This is a genomic window from Micromonospora sp. NPDC005806, assembly GCF_042871425.1.
In the GTDB taxonomy this organism is placed as follows: domain Bacteria; phylum Actinomycetota; class Actinomycetes; order Mycobacteriales; family Micromonosporaceae; genus Micromonospora.
Genome location: NZ_JBIAIL010000034.1, coordinates 61,256 through 78,260 on the forward strand (window position 1 = coordinate 61,256; position 17,005 = coordinate 78,260).

A 17,005-nucleotide genomic window follows, 5' to 3' on the forward strand; every position below is an offset into this window, starting at 1 on the left:
CTGCCAGCCGTGCGGCACGTCTGCCACCGCGATCGAGCGCTCCGGTCTGGGCCGCGTGGTGTACGGGCTCAGCGGCGCGCAAGCGGGGAGCTGCGGCCCGTCCCCGCGCCGGTGGCGTACGCCGCCAGCGCTGCTCGGAGGCCCGGGTGCCGGTCGCGGCGGGCTTAGCGTGCCGAGGCGGGCTCGGGACCGGCCCACCAGCCGGTCAGAGCCAGCCGGCCTCGCGGGCGATCCGCACCGCCTCGGCGCGGTCCGCGGCGCCGAGCTTCTGCACGCAGGCGGCGAGGTGGTTGCGCACGGTCCCGGCCGCCAGGTGGGTACGCCGGGCGATCACGGCCACCGGAGTGCCGTACTCGGCGAGGCGCAGGGTCTCCAGCTCCCGGACGGTCAACGGACACTCGGGCAGGGTCAGCGCGTCGGCGGCGAGCGCCGGGTCGACGTACCGGGCCCCGGAGTGGACCCGGCGGATCACGTCGGCGAGCGCCCCGCCGGGCGCGCCCTTGGGCAGGAAGCCCCGGGCGCCCGCGGTCAGCGCCGGGCGCAGGTGGCCGGGGTGGCCGTGCCCGGTCAGGATCACCACCGCGCAGGCGGGCAGCAGCCGGGCCAGCTCCGCGGCGACCTCGATGCCGCCGGGTGGCGGCATCTCCAGGTCGAGCACGGCCACGTCCGGGCGGTGGGCCAGCGCGGCGGTGATCGCGGCCCGGCCGTCGGCGGCGTGCGCGACGACCTCCAGGTCGGCCTCCAGGTCCAGCAGGGCCGCGAGGGCGAGCCGGATCAGCTCCTCGTCGTCGGCGAGCAGCACCCGGATCACGACGGCACCGGCACGGTGGCCACCAGGCTGAACACCCCGTCCTCGGCGCGGGCGTGCACGCTGCCGCCGGCGGGGGCCAGCCGGTCGGCCAGCCCGCGCAGGCCGCCGCTGTGCTCGTCCGGGCCGGCGTCGAGGGCGCCGTCGTTGCGTACGGTCATCGTCACCAGGCCGTCCTCCCGGGTGATCTCGATCCGGCACCAACCGGCCCGGCTGTGCCGCAGCACGTTCGTCCCCGCCTCCCGCAGCACCGCGGCCAGGTCGGCGGCGACCGCCGCAGGCAGGTCACCGGCGGGCGGCACCACCGTGCAGCGCACCCCGCTGGAGCGCAGCACCTCGCCCACCGCGGCCACCTGCTCGGCCAGGTCGACGGTCCGATAGCCGTGCACCGCCTCGCGTACCCGGTGCAGGGCGGACCCGGCGAGGCGCTGCACCTCGGCCGCCTCCCGGCCGGCGCGGGCGGCGTCGACCGGCGCGAGCCGGGCGGCCAGCTCGGCCTTCAGCGCGATCACCGTGAGGTCGTGGCCGAGCAGGTCGTGCACGTCCCGGGCGAAGCGTAGGCGCTCTTCGGCGGCGGCCAGCCGGGCCCGGGCGGCCTGGCCCTGCCGCGCCTCGACGAGGAGGTCCCAGAACCAGACCTGCACCCAGCTCACCGCGGCGACGCCGACCCCCACGCCGCCGGTGATGACCAGGACGTCGCGGACCGGGCCGCCCGTCCACCGGGCCACCGCGACGGAGACGGCGAGCACGCCGACCGTCCCGGCGACGGCGGTCGCCGGCCGGAGCAGTAGCGGGAACATCCCGACCAGCGACGCGCCCAACCAGGCCCAGCTCGGCCAGGAGCCGGCGGCGAGCGGCCCGACGAGGGGCACGCTCAGCGCGGCGGCGACCGCGTGGGCGACGTGCCGGCGTCGCCGCCGGTCACCGGCGAGCCACGGGGTGACCGCCGCGTGCACCACCCCGGCTTGGGCGGCGATGAACGCGAGGAGCCCGACCGCGCCCAGACCCAGGCGCAGCGGATCCGCCTCCCGGGCCAACCCGACGCCGGGCAGCAGCAGGCTGGCGCCGAGATTGGTGGCCAGCGACGCCAGGGTGAGCTGCCGCGCCCGGCGCAGCCGGCGGTCCGCCGCCTCGACCGTCATGCCCGCCGATCCTAGGGCCGGTGCCCGCTCGGTTCACCCCTGCGGAATGTCACCCCCGCACCGTGCGGTTCCGCACGGATTTCCCCCTGCCGGCGGTCCGGGCAGGGTCAGGGCATGACGGAGACGATCGCACAGGTGCCTCAGGAATCGGGCCGCGACGGCCGCCGGCTGGCGCGGCACCTCGCCGAGATGGTCGCGGCGATGCTGGTGGGCATGCTGCTGCTCGACCCGCTGTGGCGGGCGGGCGCAGCCGTGCTCGGCGGCGCGGCAGCGCTGGCCCGGCCGGACGTGGCGGCGCTGGTCATGGCGACGGACATGTCGCTCGGCATGGTGGCCTGGATGTGGCACCGGGGGCACGGGCGGGCGGCCACCGCCGAGATGGTGGGGGCCATGTACGTCCCGTACCTGCTGCTGCTTCCGCCCTGGTGGGCCGGGCTGGTCGGGGACCACGCGCTGCTGCTCGGCGGCCACCTGCTGATGCTCTCGGCGATGCTGCTGGTGGCGGTGCGGCACCGCCACGAGCAACCGGCCCCCGGTCGCCGGCATCCGGCCGTCGCGGCGGTGGCGCGCCGGTGGCCGACCGGGCTCGCCCTGTTGATGACGCTCGACCTGTGGCTCGAGCCGGCCGTGCTGTCCCCCTGGACACTGCTGGTGCTCCCGGCCGGCTACCTGCTCATCGGCACCTGGCGCCGGCAGTGGCGCGATCGCCGAATCCTCGCCTTCCAGCTTGCCGGGCTGGCCGGCTGGGCCGGGCTGGCGGTGGCCGCCTGGGGCGGGCCGGACGGCCTCGCCGGGTGGCTGGTGGCCGGCGGTTGGCTCGGGCACGCCGCCTGGGACCTGGCGCACCACCGCACCGGCCGGGTGGTGCCCCGCGGTTACGCGGAGTGGTGCGGGGTGCTGGACGCGGCGGTCGGGATCACCATGGTGCTGGCACTGCTGCGCGGGTGAGCGCAACTCGACAAGGCGGGTTTTGCCCCACCCGCCGACGACGCCAGCTACGACCCGGACGCCTGAGCACCGGGTCGACCCCACGGTTGTGCCGGTCGCCGCGCCGGCCGGTCGGCGGTGATGAAAGGCTTGTCGCATGAGTTCCGCACCCACACCGACCGACCCCGCCACCGACGAGACGCCCGCCTTCGCGGATCTCGGGCTGCGCCCCGAACTGCTTGGTGCGCTGTCCGCCCTCGGCTACGAGGAGCCGACCCCGATCCAGCGCGAGGCGATCCCGCCGCTGCTCACCGGCCGGGACCTGCTGGGCCAGGCGGCGACCGGCACGGGCAAGACGGCCGCGTTCGCCCTGCCGCTGCTGCAGCGGATGCCGGACGACAGGGCGGGGGGCGACCCGGTGTCGCTGGTGCTGGTGCCCACCCGGGAGCTGGCGGTGCAGGTCTCCGAGGCGTTCCACCGCTACGGCAAGGACCTGGGTGCCCGGGTCCTGCCGATCTACGGCGGCCAGCCGATCGGCCGTCAGCTGCGCGCCCTCGACACCGGCGTGGACGTGGTGGTGGCGACGCCGGGCCGGGCGCTGGACCACATCGCCCGGGGCACCCTGCGGCTGGCCTCGCTGGCCACGGTGGTGCTGGACGAGGCGGACGAAATGCTCGACATGGGCTTCGCCGAGGACATCGAGGCGATCCTGGAGCACGCCCCGGCCGAGCGGCAGACCGTGCTGTTCTCCGCGACCATGCCGGCGCGCATCGACGGGCTGGCCCGGCAGCACCTGACCGACCCGGTACGCATTCAGATCGAACGCGAGCGGCCGGTGGCCGGCGAGGCGCCCCGGGTGCGGCAGAGCGCGTACATCGTGGCGCGGGCGCACAAGCCGGCGGCGCTGGGCCGGGTGCTGGACGTGGAGTCGCCCACCGCGGCGATCGTCTTCTGCCGCAGCCGCGAGGAGGTGGACCGGCTCACCGAGACGATGAACGGCCGGGGCTACCGGGCCGAGGCGCTGCACGGCGGAATGAGCCAGGAGCAGCGGGACCGGGTGATGGGTCGGCTCCGGACGGGCACCGCCGACCTGCTGGTGGCCACCGACGTGGCGGCGCGCGGGCTGGACGTCGAGCAGCTCACCCACGTGGTCAACTACGACGTCCCGTCGGCGCCCGAGTCGTACGTGCACCGGATCGGCCGGGTGGGCCGAGCCGGCCGGGAGGGCGTGGCGATCACCCTCGCCGAGCCGCGCGAGCACCGGATGCTCAAGACCATCGAGCGGGTCACCGGCCAGCGGATCGCCGTCGACAAGATCCCGACGGTGGCGGACCTGCGTATCCGGCGGCTGGAGCTGACCCAGGCGGCGGTGCGGGAGTCGCTGCTGGAGGACGACCTGGAGCCGTTCCGGGCGATCGTGGAGTCGCTGACCGACGAGTTCGACCTGATGGAGGTCGCGCTCGCCGCGGTGAAGCTGGCCCACGAGGCCACCCTGCCCGGCACCGTCGACGAGGAGGAGGAAATTCCGCAGGTCGCGGTCCGTCCGCCGCGGGAGGCCCGGCCGGGGTACGAGGGCCGGGAGCGGCGCGGCGGCGGCCGTCCCCGCCCCGGCGGCACGACGCAGGTCTTCATCGGGCTGGGCCGGCGCGCCGGGGTGCGGCCGCAGGACCTGGTCGGGGCGATCACCGGGGAGACCCGGGTCAGCGGCCGGGACATCGGCTCGATCGAGATCGCCGACCGCTTCTCCCTGGTGGAGGTCCCGTATGGGCTCGCCGACGAGGTGATCCAGGGGCTGCGCGGCAGCACCATCAAGGGCCGCAAGGCGACCGTCCGCCGGGACCGGGACGGCGACGGTGGCGAGCGCTTCGACGGGGGCGACCGACGCGATCGCCGCGGCAGCCGCTGATCCCTCGCGCCGGGCGCTGCCCTGCCGGGTCGGTCACCGACCCGTCCCGCGGGCGTCCGGCGTCGGGCCGGATGGTTCCCCGGGCGTCAGGCGTCGCTGTCCCCGGCCACCCGCTCGGCGTGTTCCTGCTGCACCGCGTGGGCCGTGGTGAGGAAGTCGAGGATGGTCTCGAGCTGTCCGTCGTCGTACCGGCCGAGGACGCGCAGGCCGGCCGCGCCGACCGGTTGGTAGATCCGGCGCTCGGCCGCCCGGGCCGCCTCGGTCGGCTCGACGAGCACCCGGCGCCGGTTGCTCGCGTCCCGGGTACGTGCCACCAACCCGGCTCGTTCGAGCCGGTCGATGACGGTGGTGGTGGCCGCCGGGCTGAGCCGCAGCGCGGCGCTGAGTTCGCCCGCCGTCACCGGTGCCGAGCCGAACACCACGTCCAGCGCCCGCAGGTCGGTGCGGTTGATCCCGAGCCGGACGGCGACGACCTCGTCGAAGACGTCGAAGCTCTGCTGGAGCAGCCGGATCTGTCGCGCGATCTGGTGAGTCAGCTCACTTTTCGACATTCGAATCTTCCTGCTAGCTTACTTTTCGACAGTCGAACTTTAGCAGGAGGTCGGCATGACCGAGAACGACCGCAGCGAGATCCAGCAGCTCTTCGCCCGGCTGCTGCGGGCCTGGACCGACAACGACGCGGTGGCCTACGGAGCCTGCTTCACCGAGGACTCGGATTACGTGTCGTACGACGGCACCCGGGCGGCCGGGCGGGCACCGATGCAGGACGCGCACGACCAGCTCTTCCGGGGCGTCCTCGCGGGATCCGCGCTGGTCGGCGAGATCGAGTCCATCCGCCCGGTCGGCCGGGACGTGGCGGTCGTCCACGGGACGGGATCGGTGCTGATGCCGTGGCGCTCCCGGCTGCCCCGGCGGCGCCGGTCCCGGCAGACGTTGGTCGCCGTCCGGACACCCGCCGGCTGGCGGTTCACCGCGCTGCACAACGGACGGGTCCGTCCGGTCCGGATCCCCGCCCCCGACTCGCTGCCCGCGCGGCTGTCCCAGGCGATGGGTCGGTGGGCGCGAGGGCTCGGGCTCGGGCACGCCCGGTGACCGGGCCGGACGCCGGGACGGCGACCGGCCCGGGCGCCGGGACCGCCGCTGAGCGCGGGCGGTCCCGGATCGGCACGGCTCAGAAGGCGTACGGGCCGAACCGCCCCCACGCCACCACGAGGGCGGCGAGCAGCAGCACGGCGGTGACCACCACCATCTGGGTCTCCCGGGCCCGGGCGTGCACCACGACCGCGCCGAGCGCCACGATGACCAGGCCCGCAGCGGCCAGCGGGGTGAGCACGGGCGCGATGCCGGTGACCGCCGGCAGGATTAGCCCGAGCGCGCCGAGCACCTCGGCCGCGCCCAGCGCCTTGACCCGGGCCGGCGGCACCGGCTCCACCCAGGCCATCCGCTCGCGCAGCTTCTCCTTCGGCTGGGTGACCTTGGTCAGGCCGGCGCCCAGGAAGATCAGCGCGAGGATGATCTGGAGCGCCCACAGCAGGATGTTCACTGGAACCTCTTCGGGGGGGGTGGCGGCCGTAGGGCCGGAAGTACTTGACGATTCAAGTACGCACCGTACGGCGAGATACTTGAATGGTCAAGGACCGGTAAGGTGAGGTTCATGGAGGAGACCCGCTGGCTGACCGACGAGGAGCAACAGGTCTGGCGGCGACTCATGCACCTGGTGACCGTGCTGCCGGCCGCGCTCGACGGTCAGTTGCAGCGCGACGCGGAGCTGACCCACTTCGAGTACCTGGTGCTCGCCATGCTCAGTGAGACGCCCGGCCGGTCCCGGCGGATGAGCGACCTCGCCGGCCTGGTCAACGGCTCGCAGTCCCGGCTGTCACACCTGGTGGGGCGGCTGGAGCGGCGCGGCCTGGTGCATCGGGAACGCAGCACCGAGGACGGCCGCGGCTCGGTGGCGATGCTCACCGATGCCGGCTGGGCCGCCGTGGCGGCCGCCGCGCCCGGGCACGTGGCGCAGGTCCGTTCGCTGGTCCTCGACCCGCTCACCCCTGAGCAGATTCGCCAGCTGGGCAAGTCCCTGGCCGCGATGCTCGGCCGGATCGCGCCGTCCGACGGCTGCCCGGAATCGTCGGGCACCTGCTGACGGTTCCGGGCCGGACCGGACCCCGACGAGCGGAAGCCCCCACCGTCCGGGACGGCGGGGGCTTCCGGTACGGGCCGGTCAGGCCGCGGCGAGCGGCTGGCCGCCGAGGCTGTCCGCGTCGACGTCGGCCGGGCGCAGCGCCAGGGCGAGCACGTCGGCGACATCGGCCAGGGTGTGGATGGTCAGCGCCTGGCGCACCTCGGTCGGCAGGTCGTCGAGGTCCGGCTCGTTGCGCTTCGGGATGATCACCTCGGTCAGGCCGGCCCGGTGGGCGGCGAGCAGCTTCTGCTTCACCCCGCCGATGGGCAGCACCCGGCCGGAGAGCGTCACCTCGCCGGTCATCCCGAACTCGGGGCGGACCGGCCGGCCGGTCACCAGCGAGGCCAGGGCAGTGACCATGGTGATGCCCGCGCTCGGACCGTCCTTGGGCACCGCGCCCGCCGGGAAGTGCACGTGGATCCGCCGCCCGGCGAGGGCGTTCGGGTCGAGCCCGAGCCGCCGCCCGTTCGACCGCAGGTACGACAGGGCGATGTGCGCGGACTCCTTCATCACGTCGCCGAGCTGGCCGGTGAGGGTCAGCCCCGGCTCGCCCTCCATGCTGGTCGCCTCGATGAAGAGCACGTCGCCGCCGGCGCCGGTGACCGCCAGGCCGGTGGCCACGCCGGGCACCGCCGTCCGCTCCGCCGACTCCGGGGTGAACTTCGGCCGGCCCAGGTAGCGGGCCAGGTTGTCGACGTCCACCCGGACCGGCGTCGGGTCGGACGCCAGGGTCACGGTTACCTTGCGCAGGATCTTCGCCAGGGCCCGCTCGAGCTGCCGGACGCCGGCCTCCCGGGTGTACTCCCCCGCGATGAGGGCCAGGGCCTCGTCGGCGACGGTGACCTCCTCGGCGGTCAGGCCGGCCCGCTCCCGCTGCCGCGGCAGCAGGTGGTCCCGGGCGATGGCCACCTTCTCGTCCTCGGTGTACCCGTCCAGGGTGACCAGCTCCATCCGGTCCAGCAGCGGGCCGGGGATGGCCTCCACCACGTTGGCGGTGGCCAGGAAGAGCACGTCGGACAGGTCGAGGTCGACCTCCAGGTAGTGGTCCCGGAAGGTGTGGTTCTGCGCCGGGTCGAGCACCTCCAGCAGGGCCGCGGCCGGGTCACCGGAGTAGCCGACCGCCAGCTTGTCGACCTCGTCGAGGAGCACGACCGGGTTCATCGACCCGGCCTCGCGCAGGGCACGGACGATCCGGCCGGGCAGCGCGCCGACGTAGGTGCGACGGTGCCCACGGATCTCCGCCTCGTCCCGGACGCCGCCGAGGGAGACCCGGACGAAGTTGCGACCGAGCGCCCGGGCGACGGACTCGCCGAGGCTGGTCTTGCCGACACCGGGCGGGCCGGCCAGGGCGAGCACCGCGCCGGAGCCGCGCCCGCCGACCACGCCGAGGTTGCGCTCCGCGCGCCGGTTGCGCACCGCCAGGTACTCCAGGATGCGGTCCTTCACGTCGGCCAGGCCGGCGTGGTCGGCGTCGAGCACCGCGCGCGCCGCGGCCAGGTCGGTGTTGTCCTCGGTACGCGTGTTCCACGGCATCTCGAGGACCGTGTCGAGCCAGGTACGGATCCAGCCCGCCTCCGGGGAGGCATCGCTGGCCCGCTCAAGCTTGCCGACCTCGCGCAGGGCCGCCTCGCGGACCTTCTCCGGCAGGTCGGCGGACTCCACCCGGGACCGGTAGTCGGCGGAGCCGTCCGGCTCGTCCTCACCGAGCTCCTTGCGGATCGCCGCGAGCTGCTGGCGGAGCAGGAACTCCCGCTGGGACTTCTCCAGCCTCTCGCGGACGTCGCTGTTGATCTGCTCGGTGACCTCCTGCTCGGCCAGGTGCTCCTTCACCCAGCCGACCAGCAGCTCCAGCCGGGCGGTGACGTCCGGGGCGGCGAGCAGCTCGGTCTTCTGCGCCAGGCTTAGCCAGGGCGCATAGCCGGCCGCGTCGGCCAGCTCGGAGAGGTCGGTCATCCGCTCCATGGCGTCGATGACCTGCCACGCGCCGCGCTGCTGGAGGACCGAGGTCATCAGCGCGCGGTACTCACGGGCGAGTTCCCGGGCCCGGCCGGCGGGGGCGGGTTCGTCGAGTTCGGTCGCCTCCACCCAGAGGGCGGCGCCGGGGCCGGGCACGCCGGAGCCGATCCGCGCCCGGGCCAGGCCACGGATCACGGCGGCGGGTTCGCCGCTGGGCAGCCGGCCGACCTTTTCGATGAGGGCGACCGCGCCGACGGAGCCGTACTCGCCGTCGATGCGGGGCACGGCGAGGAGCTTCTTGTCGCCGGTGGCACGAGCCGCGTCGACGGCGGCCTGGGTGGTCGGGTCGAGGGTCACCGGGATGACCATGCCTGGGAGCAGGACGGCGTCGGTCAGGGGCAGTACCGGAAGAGTTGCCATCGAACACCTGCTATCACGTTGAGTTGAGCGTGACAGGCTCAAGTAACAAAGCGTTCCCCTTGTTCCTGGTTGTGACCCACGCCACTCCCCCGGCGCTCGCGGCGCAGCCCGCAGGCCGCCGACCCGCCATTCCGCAGGGCGGATTTGCCGACCCGCCTAATGGCGAACGACGGGTATTGTTGCGAATTTGCCGCGCCATAGGTCAAACTCTTAACCACACCCCGTCCTACACAGGGAGTAATGGCGATGGCAAGGAAAGTAATCACCGTTCTGACCGACGACCTGGACGGCGGAAAGGCCGACCGGACCGTCGAGTTCAGCCTGGACGGCGTGGCGTACACGATCGACGTCTCCGACGAGAACGCCGGCGTTCTGCGCAAGGCCCTGGACCCCTACATCAGCGCTGGCCGGCGGATCGGGCGCGGGCCGGTGGAGACCGGGCGCACGGCGCGACGGACGACCCGCCCGGCCACCTCGGGAATGGACCGCGAGCAGAACCGTGCCATCCGGGAATGGGCTGTGAAGAACGGCTACGAGATTTCCGAGCGGGGCCGCATCCCCGTGTCGGTGGTGGAGGCGTACAAGAACCGCTGAGTCGTCCCGGCTCACCGTCTGACATCCCGGGGTCACGCTGAGAATTCGGCGTGGCCCCGTCGGCTTTTCCCGGCGTTCACAATTTTCCACCGCGGGAGACCCACCATCGTCAGGTGCCGGCCCGACCAGACCCCGACGGCCGGGGCCGTCCGCGGCAGTGCCCGGACGGCCCCGGCCCGTCGCGACGATCAGTTGACCTGGATCCGCACCACGTCGAAGGCGGGGGTCTGGTTCGCCCGCTCCATCATCGGGATGCGGTGCGAGCCGTCACCGGCCCAGACCGCGCACTGCGCGAGGCCCGACTGCGGCAGGCCGGGGATCTGGATGAGCACGTCGTCCGGCTGAGCGCCGCCCTTGCCGTCCTCGGTGGCCACGAAGAACGCCGGCACGTCCTGGGGGTTCGGGGGCTGCCGGGTGCTGTTGAGCATCCGGCACGCGGTGTGGAAGTGGCCGCGCACCAGGCCCTGGTCGTTGAGCAGCGAGCTCTCCAGGTAGTACCCGCCCTGACCGGCGGCGAGGAAGCGGTCGCGGATCAGGTTCCGGGTGGTGACCCGGAGGGTGAAGGGCTGGTTGCGCTGGACCCGGTTCGGGAACCCCGTGATGAGCAGCGACGGGTTGTTCGCCGCCGCGCCGACCTCACCGAAGGCGGTGCTCACGCAACGGTTTCCGTTCTGGAAACCGTCGTGCGGCTGGAGCTTGCTGTTGGTGCAGTCCTTGGCGAGGACGCCGAGACCGTTGCCGTTGTTCCCACCGTTGTTGTTTCCGCCGGTCTGGCCACCATTGTTGTCGCCGCCGGTCTGGCCGCCGTTGTTACCGCCGCTCTGGGCATTGTCGGCGAGGGCGCACTCGGCCAACCGGTCGAGACCCTGGGGACGCTCCGCGACCCGCCCGATCGCGGTGGCGATCCGGTTCAGGGTGGCCGTCCGGTTGTCGGCGAGGGGGCGCAGGATGGCGTTGTTGATGAAGTCCTGGCCGGCCCGGTTGGCCCCGGCGGCGAGCCGCCGGTTGGCGTCGGCGATCTGCGCGTCCAACACGGCAAGGTTGCGGTCCACCTCGTTGCGTGCCTGATCGGGCACCTGCGGCAGGTTGCCCTTGACGTCCGGGCAGGCCACGGTGGGCGTGCCGGCCCCACCGGCCGAGGTCGGCCGGCACTCGGCGACCGACAGCTGCCCGTCACCCCAGTGGTTGCGTACCCAGCGGCCGTTCTGCCATGTCCGGGTGATGCTGCCCTGGCCGCCCGGCGATGTCGCACCCGGGCTCGGGGCCACGCAGGACGCCGAGGCAGTACGGATGGTCGTCCGCCGGTCCTGGGCGGACGAGATCTGGGTCACGGCGACGATTCCGCCGAAGACCGCGAGCGTGCCGACCACGGCCAGCATCCGCTTGCTCCGCGCGTTACCGGATGGCCGGCGCGCCCGTGTGGACCTGCGCATCGAATTGCTCTCCTTCTCGATCCGGCAGTGACCCGTGCCCCCCGCGGACCAACGAGATTCGGGGTGGGGCGCACTGCGAGGTTCCGGTCGCACGTCGGTGACCGACGATGCCTTTTCCGTACCGCCCCCCGCCGCACCGGACGGCGCGGCGGGCAACGATCCGCCTCCATTCCCGCTGGGGTACGGAGCGGCGACGACGACGGTTCAACCTGGACGACGGAGGATTCTCGGCGGGTGCGGGTCAGTCGCCGGTACCGAGCGCGGCGACCGGGCTGACCCGGGAGGCCCGCCGAGCCGGCAGCACCCCGGCCAGCGCGGCGAACCCGACCATCACCACGAACGCACCGGCCAGCGGCAGCACCGGCAGCGTGGTTGGAGCGTTCACGGCGAGGGCTCGCACCGTCAGCCAGGCGTACGGGACGCCGAGCAGCAGCCCGAGCGTCGCGCCGAGCACGCCGTACAGGCTGGATTCGGTGGTGAGCATGGCCCGCAGGCCGGCCCGGGACATCCCGACCGCCCGCAGCAGGCCCGACTCGCGGATCCGTTCGACCACCGAGAGCGCGGTGGTGGTGCCGACTCCGACGACAGCGATCAGGACGGTCAGGCTGATCAGTCCGAGCGCGATCGCGACCAGCGCGTTGATCGTCCCCATGGCCTGGTCCCGCGCGTCGGCCAGCACGGCCAGACCAAGCCCGCCGCTGCTGTCGGCGATCCCGCGCAACGCCTGCTGCCCCGCGGTGCGGCCGTCCTCACCGGAGCGGGCCGCGTCGGCCAGGATCCCGGAGAAGGCGGCCGGCGCGCCCAGCCGGTCCAGGTCGGCCGAGTCGACGACGACGGAGGATCGCAGCGGGGTGACGCCGGGCAGGATCGCGGCGATTCGCAGCTCGACACGGTGTCCGCCGTGAGTGAGGGTGATCTGGTCGCCGACCCCCTTGCCGAGGGTGTCGGCGGCCGAGCCGTCAATCACTATCCGGCCGGGTCCCGCGTCGGCGAGCGACCCTGCCCGCACGTCGAGCTGCCCGAGCGTCGGCAGCGCCCGCAGCTGCAGGTCGTTGGCGTCGTACGCGCCTCCGGCCTGGCCGTCGAGCGCCAGCTTGTCGAGCCGCCGGTACGGCGTGACGTGGGTCAGCTCGGAGCGGCTACGGACCTGTTCCACCGTCGCCGGCGTGATCGCCGCCCCGCCAGCGGTCAGCTCGAAGTCGGCCGGCACGGCGATGGCCAGTTCCCGGTCGGCCAGGACCCGCAGCGACGCGCTGCCGACCAGCACCGCGGTGATGAGCGTGACGCCGAGCGCGACGACCATCGAGATCGCGGCGGCCCGTCGGGGCGCCCCGCCGATCCCGCCCACGGCCAGCCGGCCGACCGGGCCGACCCCGCGCAGCAGCCAGCTGACCAGCCGCAGCATCGGCCGGACCAGCAGCGGGCCCAGCAGCATGAGGGCGAAGAACGCGAGCGAGCCCGAGGCGACGATGCCGCCAAGCATCGGTGCCGGCGAGTAGCCGATCGGCGGCTCCCGGCCGGGCAGCCGGCTGATCAGCAGCAGCGCCGACAGCCCGGCCCCGGCGGCCAGCAGCACGCCGACCACCAGCCGGAACACTCCGATGTCCCGCCGGGCCGCGGTGGTCTGCGCGTCCCGCAGCGCGGCCAGCGGGGCGGTCCGGGCGGCGGCGGCCGCCGGTGCCAGCACCGCGCCGGCGGTGAGCAGCGCGGCGCCGATGATCACCGCCAACGCCGCGGCCCACGGGACGCCCGGCCGGGCGACCTGCAGCCCGAGGAGCTTGAGCACCAACGGCACGCCGTGTCCGACGCCGAGGGCGGCGAGTACGCCGGTCGTGCCGGCGACGAGCCCGGTGAGCGTCCCCTCCACCGTCAACGCCCGGGCGATCCGCCCCCGCTCGGCGCCGATCGCCCGCAGCAGCGCGAGCTGGCGCATCCGCTGGGCGAAGACGATCCGGAAGGTGGAGGCGGCCACCAGGGCGGCGGCGACGACGGCGACCCCGACGAACATGCCGATCAGCACGAAGACCGCCTTGAGCTCGCCGACCGCCCGGTTGGCCTCCTCGGCGCGAACCTCGGCTCCGGTGCGGATCTCCGGGGCGGGGTCCGGCGTGGCCGAGCCCTCCGGCTTGGGTCGCGGCACGGCGCTCAGCGCGGCCTGGATCGCCGAGCGGACCGCCGGTGCCGACGCGCCGTCGGCGAGGCGTACCTCGATCCGGCCGCCGGCGCCCGCCGGCGTCAGGGCGGCCACGGTCGCCTCCGGGGCGTACGCCTGCCCGCCGAAGTCGTACGGCGTGTCGACCACGCCAGTCACGGTGAGGTTGACCGGCCGGGCGTCCGGGGCGGGGCGCAGCGCCACCACGGTGCCGACGGAGAGTCCCATCCGGCTGGCGGTGCGCGGAGTCACCGCGATTTCGTTCGCCGCCTGCGGGTAGCGGCCCTGGGTGGCCCGCACCAGGGCGAGCGGTCCGCTGCCGGGGTCGGCCGACACCTGTAGGTAGGAGCTCGTCGCGGCCCCCTCCAGGCTGCCGCCGCCCGCGAACCGGCCGACCGCCTCGGCAACTCCGGGCAGCGCCCGGATCCGGGTCAGGTCCGCGGGGGTGGCCGACGTCTTCTCCCCCACCACGAACGCCACCTCAGCCGGCGTGCCGCTCAGGTGCGCCAGCGCGGTCCGTTCGACGATCTGCTGGGCCAGCACGGCGGCGAAGACGACGAACGCAGCGACCAGGACGGCCAGGCCGGTCAGCAGCAGCCGGGCGGGGCGGCGGCCCACCCCGCTGAGCTGGGTACGCAGCACAGTGGTGCTCATCGGGCGGCCGCCAGCTGCTGCAGGGCGGCGGCGACCCGGTCCGGCCCGGGCTGGTCCAGGTCGCCGGCGATCCGCCCGTCGGCGAGGAGCACCACGCGGTCGGCGTAGCCGGCGGCGTTCGGATCGTGGGTGACCATGACCACCGTCTGCCCGAGGTCGCGGACCGACTGGCGCAGCAGCGCCAGCACCTCCGCCCCGGACCGGGAGTCGAGGTTGCCGGTCGGTTCGTCCGCGAAGACGACCTCGGGCCGGCAGACCAGGGCCCGGGCCAGCGCGACCCGCTGCTGCTGGCCGCCGGAGAGCTCGCTCGGGCGGTGCTTCAGCCGGTCGCCGATCCCGAGTACGCCGACCAGGTGGCCGAAGAGCTCGCGATCCGGCCGCCGACCGGACAGGTCCAGCGGCAGGGTGATGTTCTGCGCGGCGGTCAGCTGCGGCAGCAGGTTGAACGACTGGAAGACGAAGCCGATCCGCTCCCGCCGGACCTTCGTCAGGACCCGGTCGCCGAGCCGGGTCAGGTCGGTCCCGCCAAGCAGCGCCCGGCCCGAGGTGGCCGTGTCCAGCGCGGCCAGGCAGTGCATCAGGGTGGACTTGCCCGACCCGGACGGGCCCATGATCGCGGTGAACTCGGCGCGGGCGAAGCCGACCGTCACCCCGTCCAGGGCGCGTACCGCGGTGTCCCCGCTGCCGTACACCTTGACCAGGTCGACCGCGGCCACCGCGGGGCGCGACGCGACCGGCGTGCTGCCGGCCTGCTCTGTTCTCACTTCTCCTCCAGCGGCTGTTTCTGACTTCGGCCCGATCCTGTCCGGCCGGACGGGGCCGCCACATCCGCCGCGGGCAAGATCCGCCGCCGTCCGGATCTGACTTTCGGCCGATCCGCGATCCCCGGCCCGCCGACTACGCTGGGTGACGATGAAGACGTCCCCCCTCCGCCGATGGTGGTTTCGCCTCGGCCGGCTGGCGGCCCTCGCCGTGCTCGCCCTGCTCGGACTCCTCGACCTGCGGTTCGGGCTGCTCCGGGGAGACCGTGCGGTAACGCTGCTGGCCCCGGTTCGGGTCCTGCCGGCCGTCGCGGTGGCCGTGGTCTGGCTACGCCGGCACCCGTCGGGGTCGACCCGGCTGTCTCGGTGGGCGCTGGTGCTCGCCGCCGCATCGCTCGCCGTCACCGGACTGGTGCGGCTGGTCGACGAGTCGGTCGCGTTCGAGACGAGGGCATGGGGGCTCGCCGAGACGACCGGGCTGCTCGGGCTGCTCTACGTGGTGGCCCGTCGCGCCGCGGCCCGGTCGGCGCCATGGGCGGTGCTCGCGCTGGGCGCCGCCCTCATCCTGCTGCCGTTCCGCAGCGGCACCGACCCCGCCTTCGTGATCTTCGGGCTGCTCCTGGCGATGGCCGGGGCCGGCGCGGTCACCGCCGGCACCTACCTGCGGATGCTGGACAACGACCGGCGGCGGGCGCTCGCCGAGGTACGGACCGAACAGCGCGCCGAGTTCGCCCGTGACCTGCACGACTTCATCGCCCACCACGTCACCGGGATCATCGTGCGGGCGCAGGGCGCCCGATACGTCGCCGAGCAGGACCCTGGACAGGCGACCACCGCGCTGGAGCAGATCGAGCGGGCCGCCGCCGAGACCATGGCGTCGATGCGCCGGATGGTGCGCGTACTGCGCGAACCGGACGCCCCGCTGGCCCCGCTGGCCGGCGCGACCGACCTCGGGCCGTTGCTGGCCGGCTTCAACGAGTCCGGCCCGCCCCAGGCCCGGCTGCACGTGGACGGGGAGCTGGACGGCCTGCCGGTCGAGGTCTCCACCAGCGCCTACCGGGTGGCGATGGAGGCGCTGACCAACGCCCGCCGGCACGCGGCCGGCGCCACGGCGGTGGAGGTTTCGCTCCGCCGTACCCCGGAGTGGCTCTTCGTCCGAGTCGCCGACGACGGGGCACCGCCACGCCACGCCGGCGGGTGGGAGCACTCCGGGACCGGTCTGCTCGGTCTCGCCGAGCGGGTGGGCGCGGTCGGCGGCTGGATCACCGCCGGTCCCGGCGTCGACCGGGGCTGGCTGGTCGACGCGGCGCTGCCGCTGACGGAACGGGAGAGGCCGTGATCCGGGTGCTGATCGCCGACGACCAGGCGATGGTCCGTACCGGCTTCGGCATGATCATCGGGGCGCAGCCGGACATGGAGGTGGTCGGCGAAGCCGCCGACGGCGTCGAGGCGGTCGAGTTGGCCCGCCGGCTCCGCCCCGACGTGGCCCTGCTGGACATCCGCATGCCCCGGCTGGACGGGCTCGCGGCGCTGCGGCTGCTCGCCGGCCCCGAGGTCGCCGATCCGCTCCGGGTGGTCGTGGTGACCACGTTCGACCACGACGAGTACGTACACACCGCGCTCCGCAACGGCGCCTGCGGGTTCCTGCTCAAGGACTCCGGCCCCGCGCTGCTGGTCGAGGCGGTCCGGGCGGCCGTCTCCGGGGACACGCTGATCAGCCCCTCGATCACCGTACGACTGCTGCAACAGCTCGCACCACCGGCCGCCGCCGCGCCGGCCGACGACCCCGGCCTGTCGCCCCGGGAACTGGACGTGGTCCGGTTGACCGCCCGGGGCCTGACCAACGCGGAGATCGCGGCCCGGCTGTTCATCTCGGTCGGCACGGTCAAGAGCCACCTGGGCAGCGTGCAGACCAAACTCGGCGCCCGTAACCGGGTGGAGATCGCCGCCTGGGCCTGGGAGCGTCGCCTGATCAGCTAGTCTTGTTTTTTAACCTTTGCGTTTTTGCTGGTCGGCTTGGGTGCGGGCGCGGTGGAGGGTTTTGCCGACGTCGTGGCGGGGTGCGCGGTG

15 protein-coding genes are annotated in these 17,005 nt (G+C 74.2%); 7 read left to right on the forward strand and 8 right to left on the reverse strand.

Annotated features, from left to right (window positions below; translation table 11 throughout):
* Positions 1-205: 205 nt before the first annotated feature.
* Together ACFYOS_RS27865 and ACFYOS_RS27870 are read right to left on the reverse strand one after the other, a co-directional pair.
* The gene (locus ACFYOS_RS27865) at positions 206-811 is read right to left on the reverse strand and encodes a DNA-binding response regulator (protein ID WP_387147780.1); all 606 of its coding nucleotides are present in this window, start codon (positions 809-811) and stop codon (positions 206-208) included.
* The gene (locus tag ACFYOS_RS27870; RefSeq protein WP_387147783.1) at positions 808-1,950 is read right to left on the reverse strand and encodes a sensor histidine kinase; all 1,143 of its coding nucleotides are present in this window, start codon (positions 1,948-1,950) and stop codon (positions 808-810) included. The genes ACFYOS_RS27865 and ACFYOS_RS27870 overlap by 4 nt, the downstream gene beginning before the upstream one ends.
* A gap of 114 nt (positions 1,951-2,064) precedes the next feature.
* On the opposite strand from ACFYOS_RS27870, the gene ACFYOS_RS27875 reads away from it, so the two are divergent.
* On the forward strand, positions 2,065-2,898 hold the full coding sequence (locus ACFYOS_RS27875) for a hypothetical protein (RefSeq protein WP_387147786.1): 834 nt from the start codon (positions 2,065-2,067) through the stop codon (positions 2,896-2,898).
* Positions 2,899-3,034: 136 nt separating this feature from the next.
* Positions 3,035-4,783 carry a DEAD/DEAH box helicase gene (locus ACFYOS_RS27880; RefSeq protein WP_387147790.1) on the forward strand — a complete coding sequence of 583 codons (1,749 nt, stop codon included), beginning with the start codon at positions 3,035-3,037 and terminating at the stop codon, positions 4,781-4,783.
* Between the two features lie 86 nt (positions 4,784-4,869).
* On the opposite strand, the gene ACFYOS_RS27885 is transcribed toward ACFYOS_RS27880, so the two are convergent.
* Positions 4,870-5,334 (reverse strand): MarR family winged helix-turn-helix transcriptional regulator, encoded by a 465-nt coding sequence (locus ACFYOS_RS27885; RefSeq protein WP_387147793.1) that lies wholly within the window; start codon positions 5,332-5,334, stop codon positions 4,870-4,872.
* Between the two features lie 55 nt (positions 5,335-5,389).
* Between ACFYOS_RS27885 and ACFYOS_RS27890 the strand changes: the two genes are divergently transcribed.
* Positions 5,390-5,875 (forward strand): SgcJ/EcaC family oxidoreductase, encoded by a 486-nt coding sequence (locus tag ACFYOS_RS27890; protein ID WP_387147796.1) that lies wholly within the window; start codon positions 5,390-5,392, stop codon positions 5,873-5,875.
* 79 nt (positions 5,876-5,954) lie between these two features.
* Here ACFYOS_RS27890 and ACFYOS_RS27895 read toward each other — a convergent pair whose 3' ends face one another.
* Positions 5,955-6,326, reverse strand: a complete 372-nt coding sequence (locus tag ACFYOS_RS27895) for a DoxX family protein (RefSeq protein WP_387147799.1) — start codon at positions 6,324-6,326, stop codon at positions 5,955-5,957.
* A gap of 111 nt (positions 6,327-6,437) precedes the next feature.
* Between ACFYOS_RS27895 and ACFYOS_RS27900 the strand changes: the two genes are divergently transcribed.
* Positions 6,438-6,926, forward strand: a complete 489-nt coding sequence (locus ACFYOS_RS27900) for a MarR family winged helix-turn-helix transcriptional regulator (RefSeq protein WP_387147802.1) — start codon at positions 6,438-6,440, stop codon at positions 6,924-6,926.
* Positions 6,927-7,004: 78 nt separating this feature from the next.
* Here ACFYOS_RS27900 and lon read toward each other — a convergent pair whose 3' ends face one another.
* A complete protein-coding gene (gene lon, locus ACFYOS_RS27905) occupies positions 7,005-9,341 on the reverse strand; it encodes an endopeptidase La (RefSeq protein WP_387147806.1) in 2,337 nt (778 codons plus the stop codon).
* A gap of 246 nt (positions 9,342-9,587) precedes the next feature.
* Between lon and ACFYOS_RS27910 the strand changes: the two genes are divergently transcribed.
* The gene (locus ACFYOS_RS27910) at positions 9,588-9,935 is read left to right on the forward strand and encodes an Lsr2 family protein (RefSeq protein ID WP_387147808.1); all 348 of its coding nucleotides are present in this window, start codon (positions 9,588-9,590) and stop codon (positions 9,933-9,935) included.
* A 188-nt stretch (positions 9,936-10,123) separates the two neighbouring features.
* On the opposite strand, the gene ACFYOS_RS27915 is transcribed toward ACFYOS_RS27910, so the two are convergent.
* From ACFYOS_RS27915 to ACFYOS_RS27925, 3 genes are all read right to left on the reverse strand, one after another.
* Entirely contained in the window at positions 10,124-11,368 is a 1,245-nt protein-coding gene (locus ACFYOS_RS27915) for a hypothetical protein (RefSeq protein ID WP_387147811.1), read from the reverse strand.
* A 241-nt stretch (positions 11,369-11,609) separates the two neighbouring features.
* Positions 11,610-14,174 (reverse strand): FtsX-like permease family protein, encoded by a 2,565-nt coding sequence (locus ACFYOS_RS27920; RefSeq protein WP_387147814.1) that lies wholly within the window; start codon positions 14,172-14,174, stop codon positions 11,610-11,612.
* Complete coding sequence (locus ACFYOS_RS27925; protein WP_387147816.1) at positions 14,171-14,938, reverse strand: ABC transporter ATP-binding protein; 768 nt, start codon at positions 14,936-14,938, stop codon at positions 14,171-14,173. The genes ACFYOS_RS27920 and ACFYOS_RS27925 overlap by 4 nt, the downstream gene beginning before the upstream one ends.
* 148 nt (positions 14,939-15,086) lie before the next feature.
* On the opposite strand from ACFYOS_RS27925, the gene ACFYOS_RS27930 reads away from it, so the two are divergent.
* On the forward strand, positions 15,087-16,274 hold the full coding sequence (locus tag ACFYOS_RS27930) for a sensor histidine kinase (RefSeq protein WP_387147819.1): 1,188 nt from the start codon (positions 15,087-15,089) through the stop codon (positions 16,272-16,274).
* Positions 16,271-16,915, forward strand: coding sequence for a response regulator (locus ACFYOS_RS27935; protein ID WP_387147822.1), 645 nt, complete (start codon positions 16,271-16,273; stop codon positions 16,913-16,915). Before ACFYOS_RS27930 ends, ACFYOS_RS27935 begins: the two co-directional genes overlap by 4 nt.
* Positions 16,916-17,005 lie beyond the last annotated feature (90 nt).

What these genes read in the sequence shown, in the direction of transcription:
- ACFYOS_RS27870 (WP_387147783.1), bottom strand. Translation starts at nt 1,950, where the DNA reads ATGACGGTCGAGGCGGCGGACCGCCGGCTGCGCCGGGCGCGGCAGCTC.
- ACFYOS_RS27875 (WP_387147786.1), top strand. Translation starts at nt 2,065, where the DNA reads ATGACGGAGACGATCGCACAGGTGCCTCAGGAATCGGGCCGCGACGGC.
- ACFYOS_RS27880 (WP_387147790.1), top strand. Translation starts at nt 3,035, where the DNA reads ATGAGTTCCGCACCCACACCGACCGACCCCGCCACCGACGAGACGCCC.
- ACFYOS_RS27885 (WP_387147793.1), bottom strand. Translation starts at nt 5,334, where the DNA reads ATGTCGAAAAGTGAGCTGACTCACCAGATCGCGCGACAGATCCGGCTG.
- ACFYOS_RS27890 (WP_387147796.1), top strand. Translation starts at nt 5,390, where the DNA reads ATGACCGAGAACGACCGCAGCGAGATCCAGCAGCTCTTCGCCCGGCTG.
- ACFYOS_RS27900 (WP_387147802.1), top strand. Translation starts at nt 6,438, where the DNA reads ATGGAGGAGACCCGCTGGCTGACCGACGAGGAGCAACAGGTCTGGCGG.
- lon (WP_387147806.1), bottom strand. Translation starts at nt 9,341, where the DNA reads ATGGCAACTCTTCCGGTACTGCCCCTGACCGACGCCGTCCTGCTCCCA.
- ACFYOS_RS27910 (WP_387147808.1), top strand. Translation starts at nt 9,588, where the DNA reads ATGGCAAGGAAAGTAATCACCGTTCTGACCGACGACCTGGACGGCGGA.
- ACFYOS_RS27915 (WP_387147811.1), bottom strand. Translation starts at nt 11,368, where the DNA reads ATGCGCAGGTCCACACGGGCGCGCCGGCCATCCGGTAACGCGCGGAGC.
- ACFYOS_RS27920 (WP_387147814.1), bottom strand. Translation starts at nt 14,174, where the DNA reads ATGAGCACCACTGTGCTGCGTACCCAGCTCAGCGGGGTGGGCCGCCGC.
- ACFYOS_RS27930 (WP_387147819.1), top strand. Translation starts at nt 15,087, where the DNA reads ATGAAGACGTCCCCCCTCCGCCGATGGTGGTTTCGCCTCGGCCGGCTG.